The sequence below is a fragment of the Actinomadura sp. 1N219 genome, assembly GCF_044326405.1.
Taxonomy (GTDB): domain Bacteria; phylum Actinomycetota; class Actinomycetes; order Streptosporangiales; family Streptosporangiaceae; genus Spirillospora.
Genome location: NZ_JBIRAY010000015.1, coordinates 1 through 22,397, shown reverse-complemented (window position 1 = coordinate 22,397; position 22,397 = coordinate 1). Strand labels below are relative to the sequence as shown.

The window sequence follows — 22,397 nt, the reverse complement described above, 5'->3', positions numbered from 1 at the left end:
CCATGAGGCTCTGGGTCGTCATCCCCGCCTACGACGAGGAACGCTCGATCGGCGCGACGCTGCGCCGCCTCGCCGAGCAGACCGACACCGGGTTCGCGCTCGTCGTCGTCGACAACGGCAGCACGGACGGGACGGCGCAGGTCGTCAAGGAGTTCGCGGCCGGGAACGGCGCGTTCGACGTCCGGATCGTTCACGAACCGGAGAAGGGCACGGGCGCCGCCGCCGACACCGGCGTCCGGCACGCGATCGCCGCCGGGGCCACGCACGTCGCCCGCACCGACGCCGACTGCCTCCCGCACCACGGCTGGGTCGCGGCGGTGAAGCGCGCGTTCGGCGACGGGCTGGAGCTGGTGTCCGGGCCGCTGCTGCCCCGCACCGACGAGTTCCCGCTGAAGTTCTGGGAGCGCCGCCTGCTGCCCGCCGTGATCGACCTCGCCGCGCTGTTCGGACGCTTCAGACCAGGCAACCAGGACCCGCTCTACCTCGGCCCGTACGTGATGATGCCGGGCTGCAACGTCGCCATCACCGCCGACCTGTACGAACGGGCGGGCGGCTTCCCGCGCACCCGCATCGAGGACGTCCACGAGGACCGCGCGCTCGTCAACCGCGTCCGCCGCATCAGCGGCGCGTACGGGCTGCGCAAGGACGTCGTCGTCTACGGGTCTGTGCGCCGCCTGCGGGCATACGGCCTGGTCAGAACGTTGGGCTGGTACGCCGACCACCGGTACCGGCCGCCCGTGGTGGACGTCCGGTGAAGGCCCGCGACTGGGAGCGGCGCCTCTACGTGACGGCGCATCCGTTCGCGTATCCGCTGCTGCGCGCCGCGGCGCGGCGCGGGCCGATCGTGCGCGTGCCGGGGGTCGGCGTGGTGGTGAACGACGCGTCGCTGGCGCGCGGGATCCTGATGGACGGCGAGACGTTCCGGAAGGACGGCCCCGGATCTCCGGGCGAGCTGTGGACGCCCGTGCTGGGGCCTTCCGTGCTGCTCAACATGGAGGGGGACGCGCATCGGGTGCTGCGGCGGCGGCTCGCCGATCTGTTCGTGCCGTCCTATACCGAGGCGTTGTGCGCGCGGGTGCTGGAGGAGCCCCTGGCGCGGCTCACCGGCCGCCTCCAGGACGGCGCGACCGTCGACCTTGTGGACGCGGCCCGCGTGCTTGCCGGAGCAGTGATCGGCGAAGTCATCGGTCTGGAAACCAGGACCGAAACGGATTACCGCGACCTGTTCGAGCAGGGTGAACGCGTCGTCTCGATGGTGTCGCTGCGGACGCGGCGACTGTCCCCGTCCCAGGTGCGGCGGGCCCGAGCCGTGCTCGATCCGCTGGGCGACATCGCCGCGAAGGCGTACGCGGCGGGCGACGAGTCCACGGTCATGGGACGGATGCGGACGCTCGGCCTGTCGGAGGACGAAGCCCGCGGAGCCGCCGGGGCGTTCTTCCTGACCGGCACCGAGACGGTCGCGACGCTCCTGCCGCGCCTGATCGCCCTCCTCGCCGACCACGGGCAGCTCGCACGCGTCGCCGCCGGCGGCCCGGCGACGCTCGACCGGGCCATCGACGAGGCCATGCGGGTGACGACTCCGACGCCGGTCATGCTGCGGAGCGTCCACCGTGCGGTGGCGGTCGGGGGTGTCGCGGTGCGGCCGGGGGATCGGATTCTGATCGCGACGCACAATTGCTGCCGCGCCCTCGGGCCGTTCGACCTCGACCGTCCGCACCCGCCCGAGCTGCGGCGGCTGTGGTTCGGCGCGGGGCCGCACTTCTGCCTCGGATATCCGCTGGCCACGGCGCAGATCCGGCTGGTCGCCCGGACGCTCCTCGCCGCCGGGCCGCTCACGATCACGCGCCGCGCCGCAGCCCGTGGCGTCCTGATCCCGACGTATCGGCATCTCGCCGTCCGCGTGGGAAGGGGAACGGGGTGACTCTCGTCCGATGCCTGCTGGACCAGGCGGCCCGGACGCCCGGCAGCGTCGCGCTCGTCTCCGGGGACGGCACGGAACTCGGCTACGGGGAGCTGCGGCGGCAGGTGCTGGCCGTCCGCCACGGGCTGCTCGCCGCCGGGCTGGCGTCCGGTGACGGAGTGCTGTTCTCCGTCCGGCCGTCGCCGGAGTCGCTCGTGCTGGCGCTGGGCGTGGTCGCCGCCGGTGGAGTGGTCGTGTTCGCCGATCCTGGCGCCGGTCCCGAGATGTTCACCGCGCGGCTGAGGGTGGCGCGTCCGCGCTGGTCAGCGGCGGAATCCCTGCTGTACGCGGGGAGCCGCCTGCGTCCCGTCCGGGCGTATGCGCGGCGGCGCGGGCTGCTGCTGCCGAACCTCGCGGACTTGCAGGTTCCGGGCGAGGGCCCGATGCGGCACATCCACGTCGGCCGCCGGTTGCCCGGCGTGCCGCGAGGCGCGCTGTCGTTCCAGCGCCTGGTGGACGGAGACGCGCCAGACTTCGCCACCGACACCGATCCGGACGCACCCGCCGCGGTGATCTTCACGTCCGGGACGACGTCGGACCCGCGCGCCGTCGTCCACACCCAGGCGTCGCTGGCGGCGGCGCTCGACCTGTTCCGGACGCGGTTGCCGCTCGGACCCGGCGACGTCGTCCACACCGACCAGCTCATGATCGGGCTGCCGGCGCTGGCGGCCGGGGCGCGCTGGTCGATGCCGCCGCTGTCCTGCGCCCCCGCCGACGCCGCCCGGCTGATGCGGGAGCGGGAGGCGACCCACGCGTTCTGCGTTCCCGTCCACCTGGCCGAGATCTTGGACGCGTCGCCGGACCTGCCGCCGACGCTCCGGTACGTGCTGCTCGGCGCCGCGCCCGCACCGGCCGCGCTCCTCCGGCGAGCGGTCGCGGCGGTGCCGTCCGCCGAGGTCCTGTCCGTCTACGCGATGACGGAGATCCTGCCGGTGGCGATCGCGTCGGCGGAGGAGAAGCTCGCCCACACCGAGCCCGGCGACCTTCTCGGAGCGCCGCTGCCCGGCGTCGCCGCGCGGCTGGCCGACGACGGCGAACTGCTGCTGTCCGGCCCGAACCTGTGCCGCGGCTACCTCGGCGCCGAGCCCGTCTCCGAACTGCCGACCGGCGACCTCGCACGCTTCGACGACAGCCGCCTCGTCCTCATGGGACGCAAGAAGGACATGCTGATCCGGGGCAAGTTCAACCTCTACCCGGGCCTGTACGAACCGTCGATCGCCGCGCTGCCCGGCGTGGCGGAGGCCGCGATCGTGGGCGTGCCCGACCCCGGCACCGGGGACGAGGAGGTGGTCCTGGCGGTCGTCGGCCCAGATGATCTGCCGGGACGGCTCCGCCGCAGCCTCCCCGACGTCATCGATCACGACGCGCTCCCGGACCGCATCGTCGTCCTGGACGAGCTGCCGCGCTCCGGCCGGACGCGCAAGCTCGACCGCGACCGCCTCCGCGATCGCCTCCGCGACCTGGTGACCGAGTGAAGATCGCGGTGACGGGCGCGTCCGGGTTCGTCGGCGGCGCGGTCTGCCGGGCCCTCGCGGCGGAGGGCGTCACGACGTTCGGGTACGGCCGCCGTCCTGTTCCCGGCGACCTGGGTGGCGCGGCCTACCGGTCATGGGATCTCGCCCGCGGCCCGCTTCCGGACGCCCCCGGCGTCGACGCGGTGATCCACTGCGCGGGGAGCGCCGCCGACTGGGGACCGGCCGCCGGCCTGTTCGCCGCCAACCTCACCGGAACCCGCAACGCCCTCGCGAGCTTTCCCGGCGCCAGGTTCGTGCACGTCAGCACGGCCAGCGTGTACGACCCGTTCCGCCCGAGCGTGATGGTCACCGAGGACGAGGCGCCGGTCCGCCGCTACCTGAACGCCTATGGCGCGTCCAAGGCCGCCGCCGAACGGGCCGTGCCCCGCGACGCGATCATCCTGCGTCCCCACGCGGTCTACGGGCCGGGCGACACGACGCTGCTGCCGCGCGTGCTGGCCGCCGTGCGCGGCCCGGTCCTCCCGGCCGCCGGGACGGGACGGCAGCGCGTCAGCCTGACCTCGATCGCCAACCTCGTCCGGGCCTGCGTGCTCGCCGCGACCGGGCCCGTCGCCTCGGGCGTGTTCAACATCGCGGACGCGGCCCCGGTCACGATCGACGACGCGCTGCGCGGGATCCTCCGCGAGCGGGGCGTCCGGGCGAGGCCCGTGTACGTCCCGGCCGCCGCCGCACGGCCGCTCGCCGCCGTCGCCGAAGGCGCGTTCCTGCTGGCCCGGAGCACGCGGCCGCCGCGCGTCACCCGCTACGCGATCAGCCATCTGGCCGTCGAGCGGACCCTCGACATCACCGCCGCGCGCGAGGCCCTCGGCTACGACCCGCACGAGACGGCCTTCACCGGCGCCGCCTCCTGGTGACCGTCAACCACAGGTTGACGATCGCCGGGTCGTCAACCTATGGTTGACGCATGACCGAACCCGCGCAGCCGGCCGGTCAGGTCCGTCTCGACGACCTGATCAACGCCATCAAGAAGGTCCACACCGACGCCCTCGAACAGCTCTCCAGCGCCGTCGTCGCCGCCGAGCACCTCGGCGAGGTCGCCGACCATCTCATCGGCCACTTCGTCGACCAGGCCAGGCGCTCCGGCGCGTCCTGGACGGACATCGGCACGAGCATGGGCGTCAGCAAGCAGGCGGCGCAGAAGCGCTTCGTGCCGAAGGGGCAGGCCGCCGACCTCGACCCGTCCCAGGGCTTCTCCCGGTTCACCGCGCGGGCCCGCGACGTCGTCATGGCGTCGATGAACGAGGCCAAGGCGGCGGGCAACGACCAGATCCGGCCCGTGCACATCGTGCTCGGGCTGCTGTCCGAGCCGAACGCGCTCGCCGCCAAGGCGATCCTCGCGCAGGGCGTCCTGCTCGACGACGTCCGGCAGGCCGCCACCGCCGCGCTCCCGCCCGAAGCCGACGACGTCCCCGACCTCATCCCGTACGACGCGGACGCGAAGAAGGCCCTGGAGCTGACGTTCCGCGAGGCCCTCCGCCTCGGCCACAACTACATCGGCACCGAGCACATGCTCCTCGCCCTCCTGGAGTTCGAGGACGGATCAGGCGTCCTCTCCGATCTCGGCATCGACAAGGCCGCCGCCGAGGCGAACATCACCGAGGCCCTGAATGCCATGGCCCAGCAGGGATGAGTTTCGGACGCCCGGGCAGTCCAACCCGTTATGGAGAAGCTCATCAAGGCCAACGGGGTGGAACTGTGCGCCGAGACGTTCGGCGATCAGGGTGACGCGCCCGTCCTGCTGATCGGCAACACGATGCTCACCTGGCCCGACGACCTCTGCGGACGCGTCGCCGCGCTGCGGAGGTTCGTCGTGCGCTACGACCTGCGCGACACGGGCCGGTCCACGACCGCCGACCCCGAGGCCCCCGGCTACACGCTGCGCGACCTGGTCGCGGACGCCGCCGGAGTGCTCGACGCCCACGACCTGCCGTCCGCGCACGTCGTGGGCTTCGGCGTCGGCGGCTGGATCGCGCAGCTCCTCGCCTTGGACGACCCCGCCCGCGTCACCACGCTCACGCTCATCGCCACCAGATCCACCGCGCCCGGCCCGAACGACGCCGACCTGCCCGAGCACGCGCCCGAGCTGATGGCCCACTTCATGAACCCGCCCGAGGTCGACTGGACGGACCGCGCCTCCGTGGTCGCCTTCATGGTCGAGAGCGCCCGCCATCTGTCCGGGGCGTCCTTCGATGAGGACGAGGCGCGCGAGGGCATCGAACGCATCTACGACCGGACGCCCGCCGCACCCGACCCGGGCAAAGCACACCGCGCCAACCAGATGGCGACCGTCTTCGCCGCCCTCGACAGCAAGCCCCGCTGGCGGGAACGACTGGGCGACATCTCCGCGCCGACCCTCGTGATCCACGGCGAGGACGACGCGTTCTTCCCGCTCGGCAATGGCGAGGCGCTGGCGGCCGAAATTCCCGGCGCTGAACTGCTGGCCGTCCCCGGGATGGGCAATGAACTGCCACGGCGAACGTGGGACAAAGTCGTCCCGGCCATTCTTCGCCACACGTCCTGAGCCCGTGGGCGGTCAGCCGCCGTAGTGGTCGTGGGCGTCGAACTCGCCGAAGTCGTCCTGGAGCCAGCCCAGGTCGCGCCAGGTTCCCGAGCCGTCGAAGGGGCCCTCGTAGACGATTTCCAAGTAGCTGCCGGGCTGGTCGTCCAGCCGCAGGCGGCGACCCCGGCTGTAGAGGAACAGGGACACGCCGACGTCCGGCTTTCCTTCGACGACCTGCATGCCGAGCACCCCCTCCCACGCCATTTGGAAGGTCGGCCCAGACGGCGCTGGGCCTCGGATGAGGCAGGCGAAGCCGTCTTCGATCTCGGACGCGTTCACCACGGTCACCCGCTGGCCGAGGTGGGCGGCGAGGCTTGCGGCGAGGGCGTCGATCGCCGCGCTCCACCGTCCGGACGGACGGCCGTCTTCGTGAGTCATTGATGCCGTCCGCAGCTATCCGAGTCGAAGGGCGAGGAAGAAGTCGACCTGATCCTCAAGGCGTGTCAGGTCGCGACCGGTCAGATCCTGGACGCGCTGAATGCGGTAGCGCACCGAATTGACATGCAAATGGAGCTCCTCGGCGGCGCGCGTCCAAGACCCGGAGTATCGCAGGAATGCCTCCAACGTCCGGACGAGATCAGCGCCATGCGCCTCGTCATAGGCGTGCAGCGGATCCAGGAGACGCACTCTGAACATCTCCCGGACGTCATCGGGAACGCTGGCCAGCAGCAGAACATGAGTGGCGAGTTCGTCATGCCGGACGACGCACACAGGAGAAGAACGAGTGGTCGCGAGCCGCCGCGCTTGGCGGGCCTCCTCGACGATGCCGCGCAGATCCGGCGCCTCGGCCGTGTCGCTGACTCCCACCGCGACACCGCCGCCCGCAAAGCCCGGAGCCAGCGCGATGAGCGCGTCTTCGACGGCACCGGCGACATCGTCACGGGTCGGCGACGGGATCAGGCCGATGACCTCGTCGTCCACCAGGCCGACCACCGGCCGCACACCCGGAAGGATCTCGGCGAGGACGGTGCGCAGCTCGCCCGCGTCCGGCCCGTCCCGTCCGTCCCGTCCGTCCCGTCCCGAGGCGGCGACCGCGACCACCGGGACACCGGCGGCCAAGCCTGATCGCTCCTGTTCACCCGCATTTCCGAGGTCGCCGCCCGTGGCGAGGGCGGTCACGATCTCCTGGGCGCGGCGGCCCTCGGCGCTGAGCCGGTCGTCCAGCCGAGCCCGCTCAAGGGCGACGATGGCGGCCAGTTCGCCCGTGAGGGCGCGGCGCTCCGCGGGCCAGTCGGCGAAGTCGCCCTCGCACGCGATGAACCAGTCGGCCGCGCGGCACATGGCGCCTTCGCCCACCGGGAAGATCGACGCGTCGAGACCGGCCGCGTACTCCGGGAGGCGCGGTGCGCGGAGAAAGGCCCCGGCCAGCGCGGCGGCGTCGGCCTCGGACAGCCGCGGACCGGCGACGAGCCGCCCGGTGGCGGTGAGAACGTGGCAGCGCATGCCGAGGTCACGGCCGACCAGGTCGAGGACGGCGCCGAGCCCGGTGCCCTCGACGAGGCGGCGGTGCCGGTCCAGGACGGCGGTCAGATCGGCGGCGCGGGCCCCGGACAGGTGCCGGACGACCTCCTCGGTGACCGTCGCGAACGCCACGTCCTCCGGGACCTTGAACAGCGGGAGCCGGTGCCTGCGGCAGGCGTCGACGAGATCGTCCGGAATGGTGCCGAGGGCGAATTCCCCCGCCGCGATGCCCGACACCCCGGCGTCGGCGAGGGCGCGCACGAAGGTCTCGGAGTCCGCGGGACCCGACCGCCAGACGAGGCCGGTGAGGACCAGTTCCCGTCCGCGCAGGTAGCGGCCGGGGTAGAGGAGGTCGGTGGTGACGACCCAGCGGATCGGCCGGTCCAGCCCGGCGTCATCCCCGATGACGACTTCAAGCCGCAGTTCGGGCATGGCGAGCAGGGTGCGCAGCTTCACATGTAGCAACCTACAAAGGGTCGGGGCCGGAGAGCAGCACAGTTAGGACGTCCTGTCTCTCGACCGGCGCGCGGGCGGGTGTGTGTACTGCATGCAACGAGGGAGGCGCGGGTGCTGTTCACGGAAGCGGACCTGTTCGCGTGCTGCGCGTCCCACCGCTGGGTGAAGGCGGTCGCCGGACGGCGCTGCCGCGACCTGACCGAACTGCGCGAGGCCGGGGCCGCCGCGCTGGACGATCTCGAATGGCCCGACGTGGAGGAGGCCCTCGCCGCACACCCCCGCATCGGGGACCGCGTGGACGGCTGGTCGCGGGCCGAGCAGTCGGGCATGGACGACGCGGCGTCGGACGTGCGTGCCGCCCTCATCGAGGGGAACCGAGCCTATGAGGACCGCTTCGGCCACGTGTTCCTGATCTGCGCGACGGGACGCACCGCCGCGGGCATGCTCGGCGACCTCCGGGATCGCCTGGGCAACGGCGTCGAGGCCGAGCGGGCCGTCGTCCGGAGGGAACTCGCGAAGATCGTGGATCTTCGTCTGACCAGGCTGGCGGGGGAGCGGAGATCGTGAGTCTTTCGACGCACGTGCTGGACGCGGCGAAGGGGCTGCCGGCGGCGGGGATGACCGTCCGGCTGGAGCGGCGCGACGCGGACAGCGGCGACGCGGGCGGCAGCGGCACGGGCGGCGGCTGGACGACGCTCGCCGCGGCCCGCACCGACGGCGACGGCCGGATCAAGGAGTGGGGCACGGAACTCAGCGCCGGGACGTACCGCCTGGTGTTCGACACGTCCGGCCTGTCGGACTTCTATCCCGAGGTCGCCGTGGCGTTCACGATCACCGACCCCGGGCGGCATCTGCACGTCCCGCTACTGATCAGCCCGTTCGCGTACTCGACCTACCGAGGGAGCTAGCGACATGGGCATCGTGCTGGGCCCCAACCGCTACGGGAAGGCGGAAACGCGCGTCGTCCGCGTCACGCGCTCCGGCGCGCCGGGCGGATCTGGCGGGCGGCACCGGATCAAGGACGTGAACGTCAGCGTCTCCCTCTCCGGTGCGATGGCCGACGCGCACCTGACCGGCGACAACGCGGCCGTGCTGCCGACGGACAGCCAGAAGAACACCGTGTTCGCGTTCGCCAAGAAGCACGGCATCGAGACGATCGAGGACTTCGGGCTCCTGCTCGCCCGCCATTTCGTGGACTCCCAGCCGACGATCACCCACGCCCGCGTGGAGATCGACGAGTATTCCTGGGATCGCATCACGGGCGGGCATTCGTTCGTCCGGAACGGCGGTGAGATCCGGACGGCGCTGGTCCACAGCGACGGCGACGGCGCCGCCGAGTCGGTCGTCTCCGGGCTTCAAGACCTGGTCGTCCTGAACTCGACCGGCAGCGAATTCCACGGGTTCATCCAGGACGAGTACACGACGCTCGCCCCGACCGGCGACCGCGTCCTCGCGACCGCCGTCACCGCCCGATGGCGCCACCGCAACACCGGAACCGGCGACTGGGACGACTCCTACCGCACGGCCCGCCACCACCTGCTGCACGCGTTCGCCGAAACGCACAGCCTCTCGCTCCAGCAGACGCTGTTCCAGATGGGCCGCCGGGTATTGGACGAACGAGACGAGCTTTGCGAGATACGGCTGTCGATGCCCAACAAGCATCATTTCCTGGTCGATCTGGAGCCGTTCGGAATGGACAACGACAACGAGGTGTACTTCGCGGCGGATCGTCCGTACGGGCTGATCGAGGGCACCGTCCTCACCGACGACGCGCCGCCCGCGGCGTCCGCCTGGGAATAGGGAACTGAGAGCAATGGAATTCCTGCGACCGGCGACGTGGAGAGAAGCGCTCGACACGAAGGCCGAACTGCCGGGCGCGCTGCCCCTCCAGGGCGGCACCGACGTCATGGTCGAGATCAACTTCGATGAGCGGAGGCCGGAGGCGCTGCTCGACCTGACGACGATCCGCGAGCTCACCGAGTGGGACATGGCGGACGGACGCCTCCGCGTGGGCGCAGCCGTCCCATATACCCGCCTGATCGAAGAACTGGGCGCGAGTCTGCCGGGCCTGGCGCAGGCGTCCCGGACGGTGGGCTCGCCGCAGATCCGCAACCGCGGCACGGTCGGCGGCAACCTCGGCGCGGCGTCGCCCGCCGGGGACGGCCATCCGCCGCTGCTGGCCGCCGGCGCGGTGATCGAGGCGGAGTCGGCGGCGCGCGGCGTCCGGATGATCCCGGTCGCGGAGTTCTTCACCGGCGTGAAGCGCAACGCCCTCGAACCGGACGAGCTGATCCGCGCGTTCTGGACGGCGCCCGCGTCCGGCCCGCAGTACTTCGCCAAGATCGGCACTCGCAACGCGATGGTGATCGCCGTGTGCTCGTTCGCGATCGCGCTGCATCCGGCGGAGCGCCGCGTCGGCACCGGCCTCGGCTCCGCCGCGCCGACACCGCGCCGCGCCCCGGCCGCCGAAGAATTCATCTCGCACGAACTGGACTGGGACGGCCGTGGCCCGCTCCGGGAATCGGCGGCGCGGCGGTTCGGGGAGCTGGTCGCCGAAGCGGCGTCGCCGATCGACGACGTCCGCGGGACGGGCGACTACCGCAGGCACGCCCTGTCGGTGCTGGCCCGCCGCACCCTGGCCTGGGCCTGGAACGACCACACGGCCGCGATCACGGGGAAGGAGGCCTCCTGATGCGCGTGAACCTCACGGTCAACGCCTCGGACGAGGTCGTGGACGACGTGTGGGAGGGCGAGAGCCTGCTCTACATGCTGCGCGAGCGGATGGGCCTGCCGGGCTCCAAGAATGCCTGTGAACAGGGCGAATGCGGCTCCTGTACCGTCTATCTCGACGGCGTTCCGGCCTGCGCGTGCCTGGTCGCGGCCGGTCAGGCGGAAGGACGGGACGTCCGCACGGTCGAGGGCCTGGCGGAGGGGCCGCCGGGCGACGAGCGGCTCGACCCCGTCCAGGAGGCGTTCCTGGAGACGGGGGCCGTCCAGTGCGGGTTCTGCACGCCGGGGCTGATCGTCCAGGCGCACGACCTGATCGAGCGGAACCCCGCGCCGGCCGACGCGGAGATCCGCGAGGCCCTCGCGGGCAACCTGTGCCGCTGCACCGGCTACGAGAAGATCCTGGACGCGGTGCGCCTGGCGGCGGAGCGGAAGGCGGCCGCGCGATGATCATCGAGAACGCCCACGTCGTCGCCGTCTCCGGCGACGAGTACGCGAACGGCCACATCGTCATCGACGGCGACCGCATCACGTCCGTCGGCCCCGGCAGAGCACCCCAGCGTGACGGTGAACGCATCGACGGCGCCGGATGCCTCGCCACCCCCGGGCTGATCAACACGCACCACCACCTCTACCAGTGGGCGAGCCAGGGCCTGGCCGTCGACAGCACCCTGTTCGAGTGGCTGACGACGCTCTACCGCCCGTGGTCGAAGATGGACGCCGAGGTCGTGGCCGGTGCGGCGAGCGCCGGCCTCGGCTGGCTCGCCAAGTCGGGCTGCACCACGTCCACCGACCACCACTACCTGTTCCCGAAGGGACGCGGCGACCTGTTCGCCGCGGAGGTCGAGGCGGCGCGGGAGATCGGGGTCCGGTTCCACCCGTGCCGGGGCTCGATGGACCGGGGCGAGTCGCAGGGCGGCCTGCCGCCGGACGAGGTGGTCGAGGACATCGACACGATCCTCGCCGAGACCGAGGCCGCGATCGACCGGTACCACGATCCGTCGCCCGGCTCCATGCTGCGCGTGGCCGTCGCGCCGTGCTCGCCGTTCAGCGTCACCAAAGAGCTGATGCTGAGATCGGCGGAACTGGCGCGCGCCAAGGGCGTGAGGCTCCACACCCACCTGGCGGAGACGCTGGACGAAGAGGAGCACACGACGGAGCAGTTCGGCATGACCCCGGCCGAATACATGGAATCCATCGGCTGGCTCGGGCCGGACGTGTGGCTCGCGCACTGCGTCCACCTGCACGACGCCGACGTCAAGCGGCTCGCCGAGACCCGCACCGGCACGGCGCACTGCCCCAGCTCCAACGCCCGCCTCGGCGCCGGGATCGCCCGCGTGTCGCACCTCCTCGCGGAGGGCGCGGCGGTCGGCCTGGGCGTGGACGGGCCGGCGTCGGCGGAACTCGTCCCGCTCGCCGGGGAGCTGCGCCAGGCGATCTACCTGCAGCGCGCCCGCTACGGGCCGACCGCGCTGTCCGCCCGGCAGGCGCTGGAGATGGCGACGCTCGGCGGGGCCCGCTGCCTCGGCCGCGACGACGAGCTCGGCTCCCTCGAACCGGGCAAGCTCGCCGACATCGCGCTGTGGCGGATGGACGGCTTCCACGCCGCCGTCGACGACCCGGTCGTCGCGTTCGCCTTCGGGCCGACGCCGCCACTTCGGCGACTCCTCGTCGGCGGCCGGACGGTCGTGGACGACGACACGCTCGTCACCGTCCCGCAGGACGAGGCCGCACGCCGCGGCGCCGCCGCCCACCGCCGCCTGATGAACCTCGCGGAGGAGGTGCTCTGATGGCTTCTCCAGTGAAGAGCCCGGGGCAGGTGGCGGCCCCCGGACTGGGCGGCGTGGGGGAGAGCCCGCTCCGCCCGGACGGGACGCTCAAGGTCGCCGGCGAGTTCGCGTACGCGTCCGACCTGTGGATGGACGGGATGCTGTGGGGCGCGACGCTCCGCAGCCCGCATCCCCGGGCGCTGATCAGGTCGATCGACGTCGGCCCGGCGCTGGCGCTGGCCGGCGTCCGCGCCGTCCTCACCCACGAGGACGTTCCCGGCCGGAAGATGTTCGGCATCGACCACACCGAGGACCAGCCCGTCCTGGCGATCGACCAGGTCAGGCATCAGGGCGAGCCGGTCGCGCTGGTGGCCGCCGACCATCCCGAGACGGCCCGGCGCGCGCTGGAGAAGATCGTCGTCGGCTACGAGGTCCTGGAGCCGATCACCGATCCGCGCGCCGTGGTCGCCGACCCGGAGGGCCTGAAGGTCCAGGATCTCGGCGGCATCACCCGGCACCAGCCCGTCCGCGTGGGCGACGTGGACGCGGCCAAGACCCGGGCCGAAATCGTCGTCGCGGGCGAGTACGAGGTCGGGATCCAGGACCAGGCGTTCCTCGGGCCGGAGTCCGGGCTGGCGATCCCGTCCGATGACGGCGGCGTCGACCTTTACGTGTCGACGCAGTGGATCCACAACGACCTCAAGCAGATCGCGCCGTGCCTCGGCCTCGCCGACGAGCAGGTCCACATGACGCTCGCGGGAGTGGGCGGCGCGTTCGGCGGACGCGAGGACCTGTCGATGCAGATCCACGCCGCGATGCTGGCGCTGCACACCGGCAAGCCGGTGAAGATGTCGTACAACCGGTACGAGTCGTTCTTCGGGCACGTCCACCGGCATCCCGCGCTGATGCGGTACGAGTACGGCGCCACGGCGGACGGACGCCTCCTCTACGCCGACGTCGAGATCGTCCTGGACGGCGGCGCGTACACCTCGTCCACGAAGAACGTCGTCGGGAACGCGGCGTCCCTCGGCGTCGGCCCGTACGAGGTCCCCAACATCAGGATCGACGCGTACGGCGTCTACACGAACAACCCGCCGTGCGGCGCGATGCGGGGGTTCGGGGCCGTCCAGGCGTGCTTCGCCTACGAGTCGATGATGGACAGGCTCGGCGCGGCCTGCGGGCTCGGCCCGGTCGAGATCCGCCGCCGCAACGCCGTCTCGCGGGGCTCGAAGCTCGCGACCGGGCAGGTCATCGAGTCCCCGGCGCCGCTCGCGGACATGCTGACCCGGCTGGACGCGATGCCGCCGCCACCGCCGCTCGACCCGTCCGACCTGCGGAACCTGCCGGGCGGGGTGTCGCAGACGACGCACGGCGAGGGCGTCGTGCGGGGCGTCGGGTACGGCGTCGGCATCAAGAACATCTGCTTCTCGGAGGGCTTCGACGACTACTCCACGGCCCGCGTCCGGCTGGAGGTCATCGGCGGCGAGGCGACCGCGCTCGTGCACACCGCGGCGGCGGAGGTCGGGCAGGGCCTCGTCACGATCCAGGCGCAGATCGCGCGGACGGAGCTGGGCGTCCAGAGGGTCACGATCGCGCCCGCCGACAACCGGGTGGGCGACGCGGGCTCGTCCAGCGCGTCCCGCCAGTCGTACATGTCGGGCGGCGCGGTCAAGGCGGCGTGCGAGGCGGTCCGCGCCGGACTCCTCGCCCTCGCCTCCCGGCGGTTCGGCCGCGCCGACCTCGCCGTGGTCGGCGGGAAGATCGTCTCGCGGGCGGACGGCGTGCTCGGCACGGTCGAGGACGTCCTCGGCGACGCCGTCATCGAGGAGACCCGTGAGTACCGGCACCGGCCCACCACCGCGATGGACCCGGTCACCGGGCAGGGACGCAGCCACACGCAGCTCGCCCTGTGCGTCCACCGCGCCGTCGTGGACGTGGACGTCGACCTCGGGCTCGTCAAGGTGGTCGAGCTGGCCGCCGTCCAGGACGTCGGCAAGATCATCAACCGGACGGGCGTGGAGGGGCAGATCCACGGCGGGTCCGCGCAGGGCCTCGGGCTGGCGGTGATGGAGGAGATCGTCGTGTCGGACGGCGTCGTCCGGAACCCGTCCTTCACCGACTACCTGATCCCCACGATCCTCGACATGCCGCCGATGCGGCTCGACATCCTGGAGAACCCCGACCCGGAGGCCCCGTACGGGCTGCGCGGGGCGGGCGAGCCGCCGACGCTGTCGTCCACGCCCGCGATCGTCGCCGCGATCCGCGCCGCCACGGGCCGGGCGCTGGCGCGCGTGCCCGTCCGGCCGGAGCACATCGTCCAGGGGGACTGACGTGGACGACCTCGTGATCAGTTCCCGCCGGGCGGTCCTGCCGGACGGCGAGCGTCCCGCCGCCGTGTCCGTCCGCGACGGCCGCATCACCGCGATCACCCCCTACCCCGGCACCGGTGTCGATCTGGGCGACGTCGCGCTGCTGCCCGGCCTGGTCGACACCCATGTGCACGTCAACGAGCCGGGCCGCACCGAATGGGAGGGCTTCGCGACCGCGACCCGCGCCGCCGCGTCGGGCGGCGTCACCGCGCTGGTCGACATGCCGCTCAACGCGCTCCCGCCGACCGTCGACCCGGCCGCGCTGGCGGCGAAACGCGAGGCGGCGGAGGGCGCGTGCGCGGTGGACGTCGGGTTCTGGGGCGGCGCGGTCCCCGGCAACCTCGCCTCGCTGCGCCCGCTGCACGACCTCGGCGTCTTCGGCTTCAAGTGCTTCACGTCCGATTCCGGCGTCCCGGAGTTCCCGCCGCTCGGGTTCGAGGAGATGCGGGCGGCGTTCCGGGAGATCGCCTCGTTCGGCGGGCTGGTCATCGTCCACGCTGAGGATCCGGCGTCGCTGACGGCGCCGTCCGGTGGCGGGTACGCGGAGTTTCTGGCGTCCCGTCCGGCGTCCGCCGAGCGTCTCGCGGTGGAGCGGGTCGTCCGGCTGGCGGAGGAGACGGGCGTCCGCGCGCACATCCTGCACCTGTCCGCCGCCGACTGCCTGGACGTCCTCGCGAAGGCCCAGGCGGACGGGCTGCCCGTCACCGCCGAGACCTGCCCGCACTACCTCGCCTTCTGCGCGGACGACGCCCGCAGCCCGGCGCACAAGTGCTGCCCGCCCATCAGGGACGCCGCCAACCGCGAACTGCTCTGGCAGGGCCTGGCCTCGGGCGTCATGTCCTGCGTCGTCACCGACCATTCACCCTGCGCGCCGGAGTTGAAGCGCGGTGACTTTGCCACGGCGTGGGGCGGGATCTCGTCCCTCCAGCTAGGGCTGCCCGCCGTCTGGACGGCGGCACGCGCACGCGGCCACAGCCTGCACGATGTCGTCCGCTGGATGTCCGAGGGCCCGGCGGCGCTAGCGGGCGTCCCTGGCAAGGGCGGGATCGTCGTGGGGAACGACGCCGACCTCGTCGCGTTCGCCGCGGACGAGACCTTCACCGTCGATCCCGCCGCCCTCCACCACCGCCACCCCGTCACCCCCTACGAGGGCCGTACGCTGGCCGGGGTCGTCCAGTCCACCTGGCTCCGCGGCGTTCCGACGTCGGGTGGCGCGTTCACAGGACGCCTGCTCAGCCGACCGGAAGCGCCATGACCGATTTCAGCTCGCTGCCCGACCTGGCCGTCCGCACCCTCGGGGGCTCGGTGATCGCCGCGAGCGACGAGTCGTTCGCGGCGAAGGAGAACCTCCTCAACCCGTGGGCGCCCGCCTTCCGGCCGGAGACGTTCGGCCCGAAGGGGCAGGAGTACGACGGCTGGGAGACGGCCCGGCGGCGCGGCGGCGGCCACGACTGGGCGCTGATCCGTCTCGGCCTGCCGGGCAGGATCATCGGCGTCGTCGTCGACACCGCCTGGTTCAAGGGCAACTTCCCGCCGCACGCCTCCGTCGAGGCCTGCTTCGCGGACGGCCACCCGTCGCCCGCCGAACTGCTGGACGCCGACTGGGTCGAGATCGTCCCCAGGAGCCCGTTGGAAGGCGACACCGTCCACGAGTTCGCCGCCGCCGAGACCGGACGCGTGTTCACCCATGTCCGGCTCGCGATGTTCCCGGACGGCGGGATCGCGCGGCTCCGCGTCCACGGCCATGTCGTCCCGAATCCCGAGTTCCTGACCGGGCTGACCGTCGACCTCGCCGCCCTGGAGAACGGCGCCCGCGTGGTCGAATGCTCCGACATGTTCTACTCGTCGCCGGACAACATGCTGCATCCGGGACTGGCCCGCAATCAGGCGGAGGGCTGGGAGACGGCCCGGCGGCGCGACGGCGGCCACGACTGGGCCCTGATCCACCTCGCCGCCCCGGGCGTCATCCGGCTCGCCGAGATCGACACGACGAACCTCAAGTTCAACGCCCCCGCCGAGTTCGCGCTGTTCGGCTTCGACGACCGCCGTCCTCCCGACAACAAGGCGTCCTCCTGGATCCTCGTCCCCCGCACGCCCCTGCGGCCCGACACCCGGCACCGCTTCCGGCTCTCGTCGCCCGAGGTCACCAGCGTCCGGCTCGACATCTTCCCGGACGGCGGCGTCGCCCGGCTCCGCCTCCTCGGAGACATCGCCCCCGATGCCGAGCGGGACCTCGTCGCCCGCTGGGACGCGCTCACCCGCCCCCGGTGATCCGCGCATGAGCATGCCCCCGGCGACGCGTCGCCGGGGGCATGCTCATCCTGGTCAGGAAGCCTCGGTGGGGTCTTCCAGGAGGTCGTCGAACTCGCCGTCCTTGACGCCCGCGATGAAGGCGTCCCACTCGGCCTCGGTGAAGTAGAGGATCGGGCCCTCCGGGTTCTTCGCGTCGCGCATGACGACGGCCCGCTCACCGAAGTCCTTGTGCTGGACGGGGACGTCCTTGCCATCGACGAACTCGATGATGACCCCGTCGCTGAGGATCGGTTCCTGCTCGGTCACTGGCACACCTTCTCATCCTGGATCCGGCCGGTTCGTCCCGGCGCCGGCCGGGCTCGGGCCGGGCGCTTTTCGACGCCCAGGCTACTGGGGAAGGGGTGGACGGCACATGAAAAGCATCCCCGGCCGCCCAAAAGGGGAGAGGCGGCCGGGGAAGTTCTCGTGCCCAGCTATGGCGTATTACGGCTTGCTGAAGGCGAACGTGTAGTCGCCGTTTCCGCTGTAGGCGTGGACGCGGTACCGGTAGGTGCCCGCGGCGCCGTTGTAGTTGATGCTCTCGTCGGGCGTCGGGCTGATCGAGTGCGCGACGGTCTGCCAGGTGGTCCCGTTCAGCTTCTGCAGGTAGACGTCGAAGTCGACGCCGTCGGGACCGTCGAGGCACGCGGTGTGCGCGCCGGTCGTCGTCGTGGTGTAGTTGCCGCTCGGCTGGTAGTCGCTGGCGCCGGACGTCAGCGAGTCCGTCACGCGGGTCTCGTGGCCGTCGCAGGTGCCGGGGCCGGGACCGCCGTCCTCGGTGACGAGCTCACGGCCGTCCTGCGCGAGGATCTGCAGGACCTCGGCGACGGGCTGGAACCAGGTCTGGTCGCTGCTGTCCTGGCCGTTGTTGCAGCTGCCCGAGGTCCCGGACGTGATGCCCTGCGCCTGCCCGCCCGTCTGGGTGAACAGCGCGCCGCCGGAGTCGCCCGGGTCGGCGCAGACGTTCGCGCGGATCAGGCCCGTGACGGTGCCCTCGGGGTAGTTGACGGTCGCGTTCCGCTGCTGGATGGGGCCGCACCAGATCCGCGTGTTGGTCGTGCCGCCCGACCGGCACACCTGGGTGCCGACGGGGGCCTCGGTCGCGCCGAGGATCGTCTCGTAGGTGCCGTCGTACTTGTTGACCTTGGGAGTGGGCGTCCACTGGCTGTTGGTGTCGACCCACGCGTAGTCGTCGCTGGGGAACGAGGAGCCGCCGAACGTGCCCAGCGCGACCCGGTTGGCCCCTTCCGTCGTCTCCCCGGTGTCGCCGCAGTGCCCGGCGGTGAGGAACCCGCCGGTGACGGCGAACGCGACGGAGCAGCCGTACTGGGTCGTCCAGTACCGCTCGCCGCCGATGATGTCGTAGGCGAGGCGGGGCTTCGCCGTCGAGTGGACGATGCGGACGGCCGACGCGTTCACGCCGCTGGCCTTCACGAAGCGCTTCGCGGCGGACGTGCTGGACGCGTTGACGACGACGGTGTTGGTCTCGGCGTCGACGTACCACGACGTCACGGACTTCGCCGCCGACCGGGAGTGCTCGTTCAGCTTCGCCAGCTCGCCGCCGAGCTGCCGCTCGCTGTACTTCACCACCTTCGGCTTGGCGCCGGCCGCCGTGATCGCGGCGGCGGTCGAGGCGTCGGTGGTGGCGACGACGACCTGGGAGCCGTTCTTCACCCAGGCCCCTCCGAACTCGGATCCGAGGGACATCCGGAGGTTCTTCTGAATGGCGGCGGTCTTGCCTACGGGACCGATGGGCCGCGGCGTCTTTGCCGCGGTCTGTGCCTGCGTGGCCGGGGATGCCGTGTCCGCGAGCGCTGGGGTCGCCAGTGCTGCGGCAAGGCAGGTCCCGACCGTGATGCCCAGCAGCAGGTGTTTGCGGGCCATGTGAACTCTCCTGTGTGGGGGTGGGGGTTGGGAGAGGTGGGCGCCCAATGCCGGGACTGTAAGGCGGCGTATAACCCGCAGCAATAAATCGCTTCCAAGTGGTATTTCAATGTTGATTCGATAAGAGTCGAAGGCGTCCTCAGGCGTCGATGAGCAGGCGCGCGGCGGAGATCTCCAGCCGGGCCTGGATCTCCTCGGCGGTGGCGTTGCCGCGCAGCATCTCGATCATCTCCATCGTCCAGATGCCGGCGAGCGCGCGGGCGACGAGGCGGCGCGGGTCGTCGGCGGGGACGTCGCCGGGCGCGGTCTCGGGGGAGCCGGACGCGGCGCGCAGGAGCAGCCCGGTCATCCGCTCGCCGAAGTCGGTCTTGACGTCCGACAGCAGCAGCGAGCGGATCAGCGCCTCCGCCAGCTCGGGCTCGCGCATCAGCCCGCGGGTGGCGCGCATCAGCACCTCGACCGCGCGCTGCGGCGGGTCCCCGGCGCGCGGCGGGCGCCGCTCGATGCTGCCTTCGAGGAGGTCGAGCTCCTCGCCGACGACGGCGACGACCAGGTCCATCTTGGACGGGAAGTACCGGTAGAGGGTGCCGAGCGCGACCCCGGCCCGCTCGGAGACGGTGCGCATCTGCATCGCCTCGATGCCGCCGCGCGACGCCAGCGCCGCGGCCGCCTGGACGATACGCTTGCGCCGCTGGTGCTGGCTCCGGGAGCGCACGCCCGGCTGCCGTGCGGAACCGGCCGCCTGCCCCCGGGTCTCGTCCCCGGTCACTGTCGGCTCTGCGGTCACGGTCGATCCCTTCTCTGCGGTCGGTCGGTCGCCCGGCGCGTCCCCCAAGGATACAGCCCGCACAAGAACGTGTTATCAAATCGGCCGACCGCGGTTGTGTGGCCTGATGCCGCGCCCTGGACACAGACTAGAATCTGTTCTACTTTCGCGTTGTGCGGAAGGGAGCGGATGGGTGGACTTCAACCTCGATGAGACCCGGCGGGAGCTCCAGGGGCTCGCGGCCGGCCTGCTCGCCCGCGAGGCGGCGCGGGAGCGGCTGGAGGCGTCCGAGCGGAGCGGCTCCCCGTACGACGCCGCGACCTGGAACGCCCTCGCCCAGGCCGGACTGCTCGGGGCCGTCCTGCCGGAGGACTCCGGCGGCGCGGGACTCGGGCCGGTCGGGCTCGCCGTCCTCCTGCGGGAGGTCGGCGCAAGGGTCGCGCCCGTCCCGGTGTACGCGTCGCTCGCGCTGGCGGCCGTCCCGATCGGACGGCACGGCACCGCCGTGCAACGCGCCCTGCTCGGCCCGCTGGCCGAAGGGGAAACCGTCCTGACGGGCGCGTACCGCGAGGTCGGCCCGCCCGGTGCGATCGCGGCGACGGCGCGGCGGGACGGTGGCGGATTCGTCCTCAACGGTGTGAAAACGTTCGTGCCGTACGCGCGGGAGGCATCACGCATCCTTATCCCCGCCCAGGTCGAGGGTGACGGGACAGGCGTCTTCCTCGTGGAGCCGGCCGCCGTGACGATCACGCGGCAGCCGTCGGCGACCACCGAGCCGCTGTCGCGCGTCGCGCTCGACGGCGTCCGGGTCGGGCCGGACGCCCTGCTCGGCGGAACCGCCGACGGCGCCGCCTGGGACACCCTGCGCCGCACGGCCGTCGCCGGAGCGGTGGCGGTCGCGTCCGGTGTCATCGAGGGTGCGCTGGAGCTGACCAAGGAGTACGTCAAGACGCGCGAGCAGTTCGACCGCGTCCTCGCGCAGTTCCAGGCCGTCACCATGCAGATCGGCGACGTCTACATCGCCAAGCGCGCGCTGGACGTGGCCGTCTGGGCGGGCGTGTGGCGGCTCGCCGAAGGCGCCGCCGACACCGACGAGGTCCTCGCCGTCGCCGCGTACAACGCCTGCGGCCCCGTCGTGGAGGCGCTCTACACGTGCCAGCACCTGCACGGCGGCATCGGCCTGGACGTCACGTACCCGCTGCACCGCTACTTCGCCTGGGGCAAGCAGTACGCGCACCTGCTCGGCGGCGCGGACGACAGCCTCGACGCGCTCGGCGAGCTTCTCCCGCAGGAGGCGTGATGTTCATCGACCTGACCGACGAGCAGAAGAAGCTCCGCGCCGAACTGCGCGAGTACTTCGAGAACTGCCTGGACGAGGAGCAGCGCGCCGCCATCCTCGACGACCCGTTCGGCGCCGCCTTCCTGGAGCACTGCCGCCGCCTCGGCCGCGACGGGATGCTCGGCGTCGCGCTGCCGAAGGAGTACGGCGGCCGCGGCTACGGCCCGGTCGAGCAGACGATCTTCGCCACCGAGATCGCCCGCGCCGAGGTCACCTACCCGCTCATCACGCTGAACTCCGTCGCGCCGACGATCCTGCAGTACGGGACGGACGCGCAGAAGGAGTTCTTCATCCCGCGCATCCTCGCCGGGGAGTGCCACTTCGCGGTCGGCTACAGCGAGCCGGGCGCGGGCACCGACCTCGCCGCGCTGCGCACCACCGCCGTCCGGGACGGCGGCCACTACGTCGTCAACGGCCAGAAGATCTTCACGTCCGCCGCGCACACCGCCGACTACGTGTGGCTCGCCGCCCGCACCGACCCGGACGCGAAGAAGCACAAGGGCATCTCGATGCTCATCGTCGACTGCGCCGACCCCGGCTTCTCCTGGACGCCGATCATCACGATGGACGGCCGCCACCACACCAACTCGACGTACTTCCAGGACGTCCGCGTCCCGGCGGACATGCTGATCGGCGAGGAGAACAAGGGCTGGGACCTCATCGTCAACCAGCTCAACCACGAGCGGGTCACGCTCGGCCCGGCCGGGAACATCGGGCACGTCCACGTCCGGTTCGAGCGCTGGGCCCGCGCCACCGCTGGGCCGGACGGGCGGCCGCTGATCGAGACGCCCGCCGTCCGCCGCGCGGTCGCGAGGGTCTACGCGTACCTGCGCGTCAACGAGCTGCTCAACTGGCAGGTCGCCGCGAATCAAGACCTCGGCTGGCTCGGCGCCCCGGACGCGTCCGCCACCAAGATCTACGCCTCCGAGCGGGTGCAGGAGGTCGGCCGGATCGTCGGCGACGTCCTCGCCCGCTACGGCGACCCCGGCGACCCGGAGACCGCGGAGTTCGTCGAGGCCACCGACCGGCTCGCGAAGGGCGCACTGGTGCTGACGTTCGGCGGCGGCGTCAACGAGATCCAGCGCGAGCTGATCGCGATGATCGGCCTAGGACTGCCCCGCGCCCCGCGCTGACCCGGCCTTCTTCGGTGCACCGGCCTTCTTCGGTGCACCGGCCTTCTTCGGTGCACCGGCCTTCTTCGGTGCACCGGCCTTCTTCGGTGCACCGGCCTTCTTCGGTGCACCGGCCTTCTTCGGTGCACCGGCCTTCTTCGGTGCAC

The 22,397-nt window shown here is 72.1% G+C and carries 22 protein-coding genes; 17 read left to right on the top strand and 5 right to left on the bottom strand.

Going from position 1 to position 22,397, the window contains the following annotated elements:
- Positions 1-2: 2 nt before the first annotated feature.
- The 6 genes from ACH35V_RS34785 to ACH35V_RS34760 are packed head-to-tail and all read left to right on the top strand — an operon-like array spanning position 3 to position 6,016.
- Positions 3-755: a glycosyltransferase family 2 protein gene (locus ACH35V_RS34785; RefSeq protein ID WP_395979112.1), complete on the top strand. Its 753-nt coding sequence runs from the start codon at positions 3-5 to the stop codon at positions 753-755.
- Entirely contained in the window at positions 752-1,921 is a 1,170-nt protein-coding gene (locus tag ACH35V_RS34780) for a cytochrome P450 (protein ID WP_395979111.1), read from the top strand. The genes ACH35V_RS34785 and ACH35V_RS34780 overlap by 4 nt, the downstream gene beginning before the upstream one ends.
- Positions 1,918-3,435, top strand: a complete 1,518-nt coding sequence (locus ACH35V_RS34775; RefSeq protein WP_395979110.1) for a class I adenylate-forming enzyme family protein — start codon at positions 1,918-1,920, stop codon at positions 3,433-3,435. Before ACH35V_RS34780 ends, ACH35V_RS34775 begins: the two co-directional genes overlap by 4 nt.
- Positions 3,432-4,349, top strand: coding sequence for an NAD-dependent epimerase/dehydratase family protein (locus ACH35V_RS34770; protein WP_395979109.1), 918 nt, complete (start codon positions 3,432-3,434; stop codon positions 4,347-4,349). Before ACH35V_RS34775 ends, ACH35V_RS34770 begins: the two co-directional genes overlap by 4 nt.
- Before the next feature lie 50 nt (positions 4,350-4,399).
- On the top strand, positions 4,400-5,125 hold the full coding sequence (locus tag ACH35V_RS34765; protein WP_395979108.1) for a Clp protease N-terminal domain-containing protein: 726 nt from the start codon (positions 4,400-4,402) through the stop codon (positions 5,123-5,125).
- Positions 5,126-5,155: 30 nt separating this feature from the next.
- Positions 5,156-6,016, top strand: coding sequence for an alpha/beta fold hydrolase (locus ACH35V_RS34760; RefSeq protein ID WP_395979107.1), 861 nt, complete (start codon positions 5,156-5,158; stop codon positions 6,014-6,016).
- Between the two features lie 12 nt (positions 6,017-6,028).
- Here ACH35V_RS34760 and ACH35V_RS34755 read toward each other — a convergent pair whose 3' ends face one another.
- Positions 6,029-6,433 carry a hypothetical protein gene (locus ACH35V_RS34755; RefSeq protein WP_395979106.1) on the bottom strand — a complete coding sequence of 135 codons (405 nt, stop codon included), beginning with the start codon at positions 6,431-6,433 and terminating at the stop codon, positions 6,029-6,031.
- A gap of 15 nt (positions 6,434-6,448) precedes the next feature.
- The gene (locus ACH35V_RS34750; protein WP_395979105.1) at positions 6,449-7,972 is read right to left on the bottom strand and encodes a PucR family transcriptional regulator; all 1,524 of its coding nucleotides are present in this window, start codon (positions 7,970-7,972) and stop codon (positions 6,449-6,451) included.
- A 111-nt stretch (positions 7,973-8,083) separates the two neighbouring features.
- Between ACH35V_RS34750 and uraD the strand changes: the two genes are divergently transcribed.
- The 9 genes from uraD to alc are packed head-to-tail and all read left to right on the top strand — an operon-like array spanning position 8,084 to position 17,108.
- Complete coding sequence (uraD, locus tag ACH35V_RS34745; RefSeq protein WP_395979104.1) at positions 8,084-8,539, top strand: 2-oxo-4-hydroxy-4-carboxy-5-ureidoimidazoline decarboxylase; 456 nt, start codon at positions 8,084-8,086, stop codon at positions 8,537-8,539.
- A complete protein-coding gene (gene uraH, locus ACH35V_RS34740; protein WP_395979240.1) occupies positions 8,533-8,880 on the top strand; it encodes a hydroxyisourate hydrolase in 348 nt (115 codons plus the stop codon). Before uraD ends, uraH begins: the two co-directional genes overlap by 7 nt.
- A 4-nt stretch (positions 8,881-8,884) precedes the next feature.
- On the top strand, positions 8,885-9,772 hold the full coding sequence (gene pucL / locus ACH35V_RS34735; RefSeq protein ID WP_395979103.1) for a factor-independent urate hydroxylase: 888 nt from the start codon (positions 8,885-8,887) through the stop codon (positions 9,770-9,772).
- 13 nt (positions 9,773-9,785) lie between these two features.
- On the top strand, positions 9,786-10,664 hold the full coding sequence (locus tag ACH35V_RS34730) for an FAD binding domain-containing protein (RefSeq protein ID WP_395979102.1): 879 nt from the start codon (positions 9,786-9,788) through the stop codon (positions 10,662-10,664).
- Positions 10,664-11,149: a (2Fe-2S)-binding protein gene (locus ACH35V_RS34725; RefSeq protein ID WP_395979101.1), complete on the top strand. Its 486-nt coding sequence runs from the start codon at positions 10,664-10,666 to the stop codon at positions 11,147-11,149. The genes ACH35V_RS34730 and ACH35V_RS34725 overlap by 1 nt, the downstream gene beginning before the upstream one ends.
- Positions 11,146-12,489 carry an 8-oxoguanine deaminase gene (locus ACH35V_RS34720; RefSeq protein ID WP_395979100.1) on the top strand — a complete coding sequence of 448 codons (1,344 nt, stop codon included), beginning with the start codon at positions 11,146-11,148 and terminating at the stop codon, positions 12,487-12,489. Before ACH35V_RS34725 ends, ACH35V_RS34720 begins: the two co-directional genes overlap by 4 nt.
- On the top strand, positions 12,489-14,798 hold the full coding sequence (locus tag ACH35V_RS34715; protein WP_395979099.1) for a molybdopterin cofactor-binding domain-containing protein: 2,310 nt from the start codon (positions 12,489-12,491) through the stop codon (positions 14,796-14,798). Before ACH35V_RS34720 ends, ACH35V_RS34715 begins: the two co-directional genes overlap by 1 nt.
- 1 nt (position 14,799) lies before the next feature.
- Positions 14,800-16,092: an allantoinase AllB gene (gene allB, locus ACH35V_RS34710; protein WP_395979098.1), complete on the top strand. Its 1,293-nt coding sequence runs from the start codon at positions 14,800-14,802 to the stop codon at positions 16,090-16,092.
- A complete protein-coding gene (gene alc / locus ACH35V_RS34705) occupies positions 16,089-17,108 on the top strand; it encodes an allantoicase (protein ID WP_395979097.1) in 1,020 nt (339 codons plus the stop codon). The genes allB and alc overlap by 4 nt, the downstream gene beginning before the upstream one ends.
- Before the next feature lie 54 nt (positions 17,109-17,162).
- Here the strand turns inward: alc and ACH35V_RS34700 are convergent, their stop codons facing one another.
- The 3 genes from ACH35V_RS34700 to ACH35V_RS34690 all read right to left on the bottom strand — a co-directional run bounded on the left by ACH35V_RS34700 (position 17,163) and on the right by ACH35V_RS34690 (position 19,800).
- Entirely contained in the window at positions 17,163-17,396 is a 234-nt protein-coding gene (locus tag ACH35V_RS34700; RefSeq protein WP_207934073.1) for a DUF397 domain-containing protein, read from the bottom strand.
- Between the two features lie 177 nt (positions 17,397-17,573).
- The gene (locus tag ACH35V_RS34695; RefSeq protein ID WP_395979096.1) at positions 17,574-19,013 is read right to left on the bottom strand and encodes a S1 family peptidase; all 1,440 of its coding nucleotides are present in this window, start codon (positions 19,011-19,013) and stop codon (positions 17,574-17,576) included.
- A gap of 139 nt (positions 19,014-19,152) precedes the next feature.
- Positions 19,153-19,800, bottom strand: coding sequence for a TetR family transcriptional regulator (locus ACH35V_RS34690; protein WP_395979095.1), 648 nt, complete (start codon positions 19,798-19,800; stop codon positions 19,153-19,155).
- A 172-nt stretch (positions 19,801-19,972) separates the two neighbouring features.
- Between ACH35V_RS34690 and ACH35V_RS34685 the strand changes: the two genes are divergently transcribed.
- Together ACH35V_RS34685 and ACH35V_RS34680 are read left to right on the top strand one after the other, a co-directional pair.
- Positions 19,973-21,079 carry an acyl-CoA dehydrogenase family protein gene (locus ACH35V_RS34685; protein ID WP_395979094.1) on the top strand — a complete coding sequence of 369 codons (1,107 nt, stop codon included), beginning with the start codon at positions 19,973-19,975 and terminating at the stop codon, positions 21,077-21,079.
- Positions 21,079-22,251, top strand: a complete 1,173-nt coding sequence (locus tag ACH35V_RS34680) for an acyl-CoA dehydrogenase family protein (protein ID WP_395979093.1) — start codon at positions 21,079-21,081, stop codon at positions 22,249-22,251. The genes ACH35V_RS34685 and ACH35V_RS34680 overlap by 1 nt, the downstream gene beginning before the upstream one ends.
- Positions 22,252-22,397: the final 146 nt, after the last annotated feature.

Coding starts and splice junctions, on each gene's coding strand:
- ACH35V_RS34785 (WP_395979112.1), top strand. CDS start 3: ATGAGGCTCTGGGTCGTCATCCCCGCCTACGACGAGGAACGCTCGATC.
- ACH35V_RS34765 (WP_395979108.1), top strand. CDS start 4,400: ATGACCGAACCCGCGCAGCCGGCCGGTCAGGTCCGTCTCGACGACCTG.
- ACH35V_RS34760 (WP_395979107.1), top strand. CDS start 5,156: ATGGAGAAGCTCATCAAGGCCAACGGGGTGGAACTGTGCGCCGAGACG.
- ACH35V_RS34755 (WP_395979106.1), bottom strand. CDS start 6,433: ATGACTCACGAAGACGGCCGTCCGTCCGGACGGTGGAGCGCGGCGATC.
- pucL (WP_395979103.1), top strand. CDS start 8,885: ATGGGCATCGTGCTGGGCCCCAACCGCTACGGGAAGGCGGAAACGCGC.
- ACH35V_RS34730 (WP_395979102.1), top strand. CDS start 9,786: ATGGAATTCCTGCGACCGGCGACGTGGAGAGAAGCGCTCGACACGAAG.
- ACH35V_RS34725 (WP_395979101.1), top strand. CDS start 10,664: ATGCGCGTGAACCTCACGGTCAACGCCTCGGACGAGGTCGTGGACGAC.
- ACH35V_RS34720 (WP_395979100.1), top strand. CDS start 11,146: ATGATCATCGAGAACGCCCACGTCGTCGCCGTCTCCGGCGACGAGTAC.
- ACH35V_RS34715 (WP_395979099.1), top strand. CDS start 12,489: ATGGCTTCTCCAGTGAAGAGCCCGGGGCAGGTGGCGGCCCCCGGACTG.
- alc (WP_395979097.1), top strand. CDS start 16,089: ATGACCGATTTCAGCTCGCTGCCCGACCTGGCCGTCCGCACCCTCGGG.
- ACH35V_RS34695 (WP_395979096.1), bottom strand. CDS start 19,013: ATGGCCCGCAAACACCTGCTGCTGGGCATCACGGTCGGGACCTGCCTT.
- ACH35V_RS34680 (WP_395979093.1), top strand. CDS start 21,079: ATGTTCATCGACCTGACCGACGAGCAGAAGAAGCTCCGCGCCGAACTG.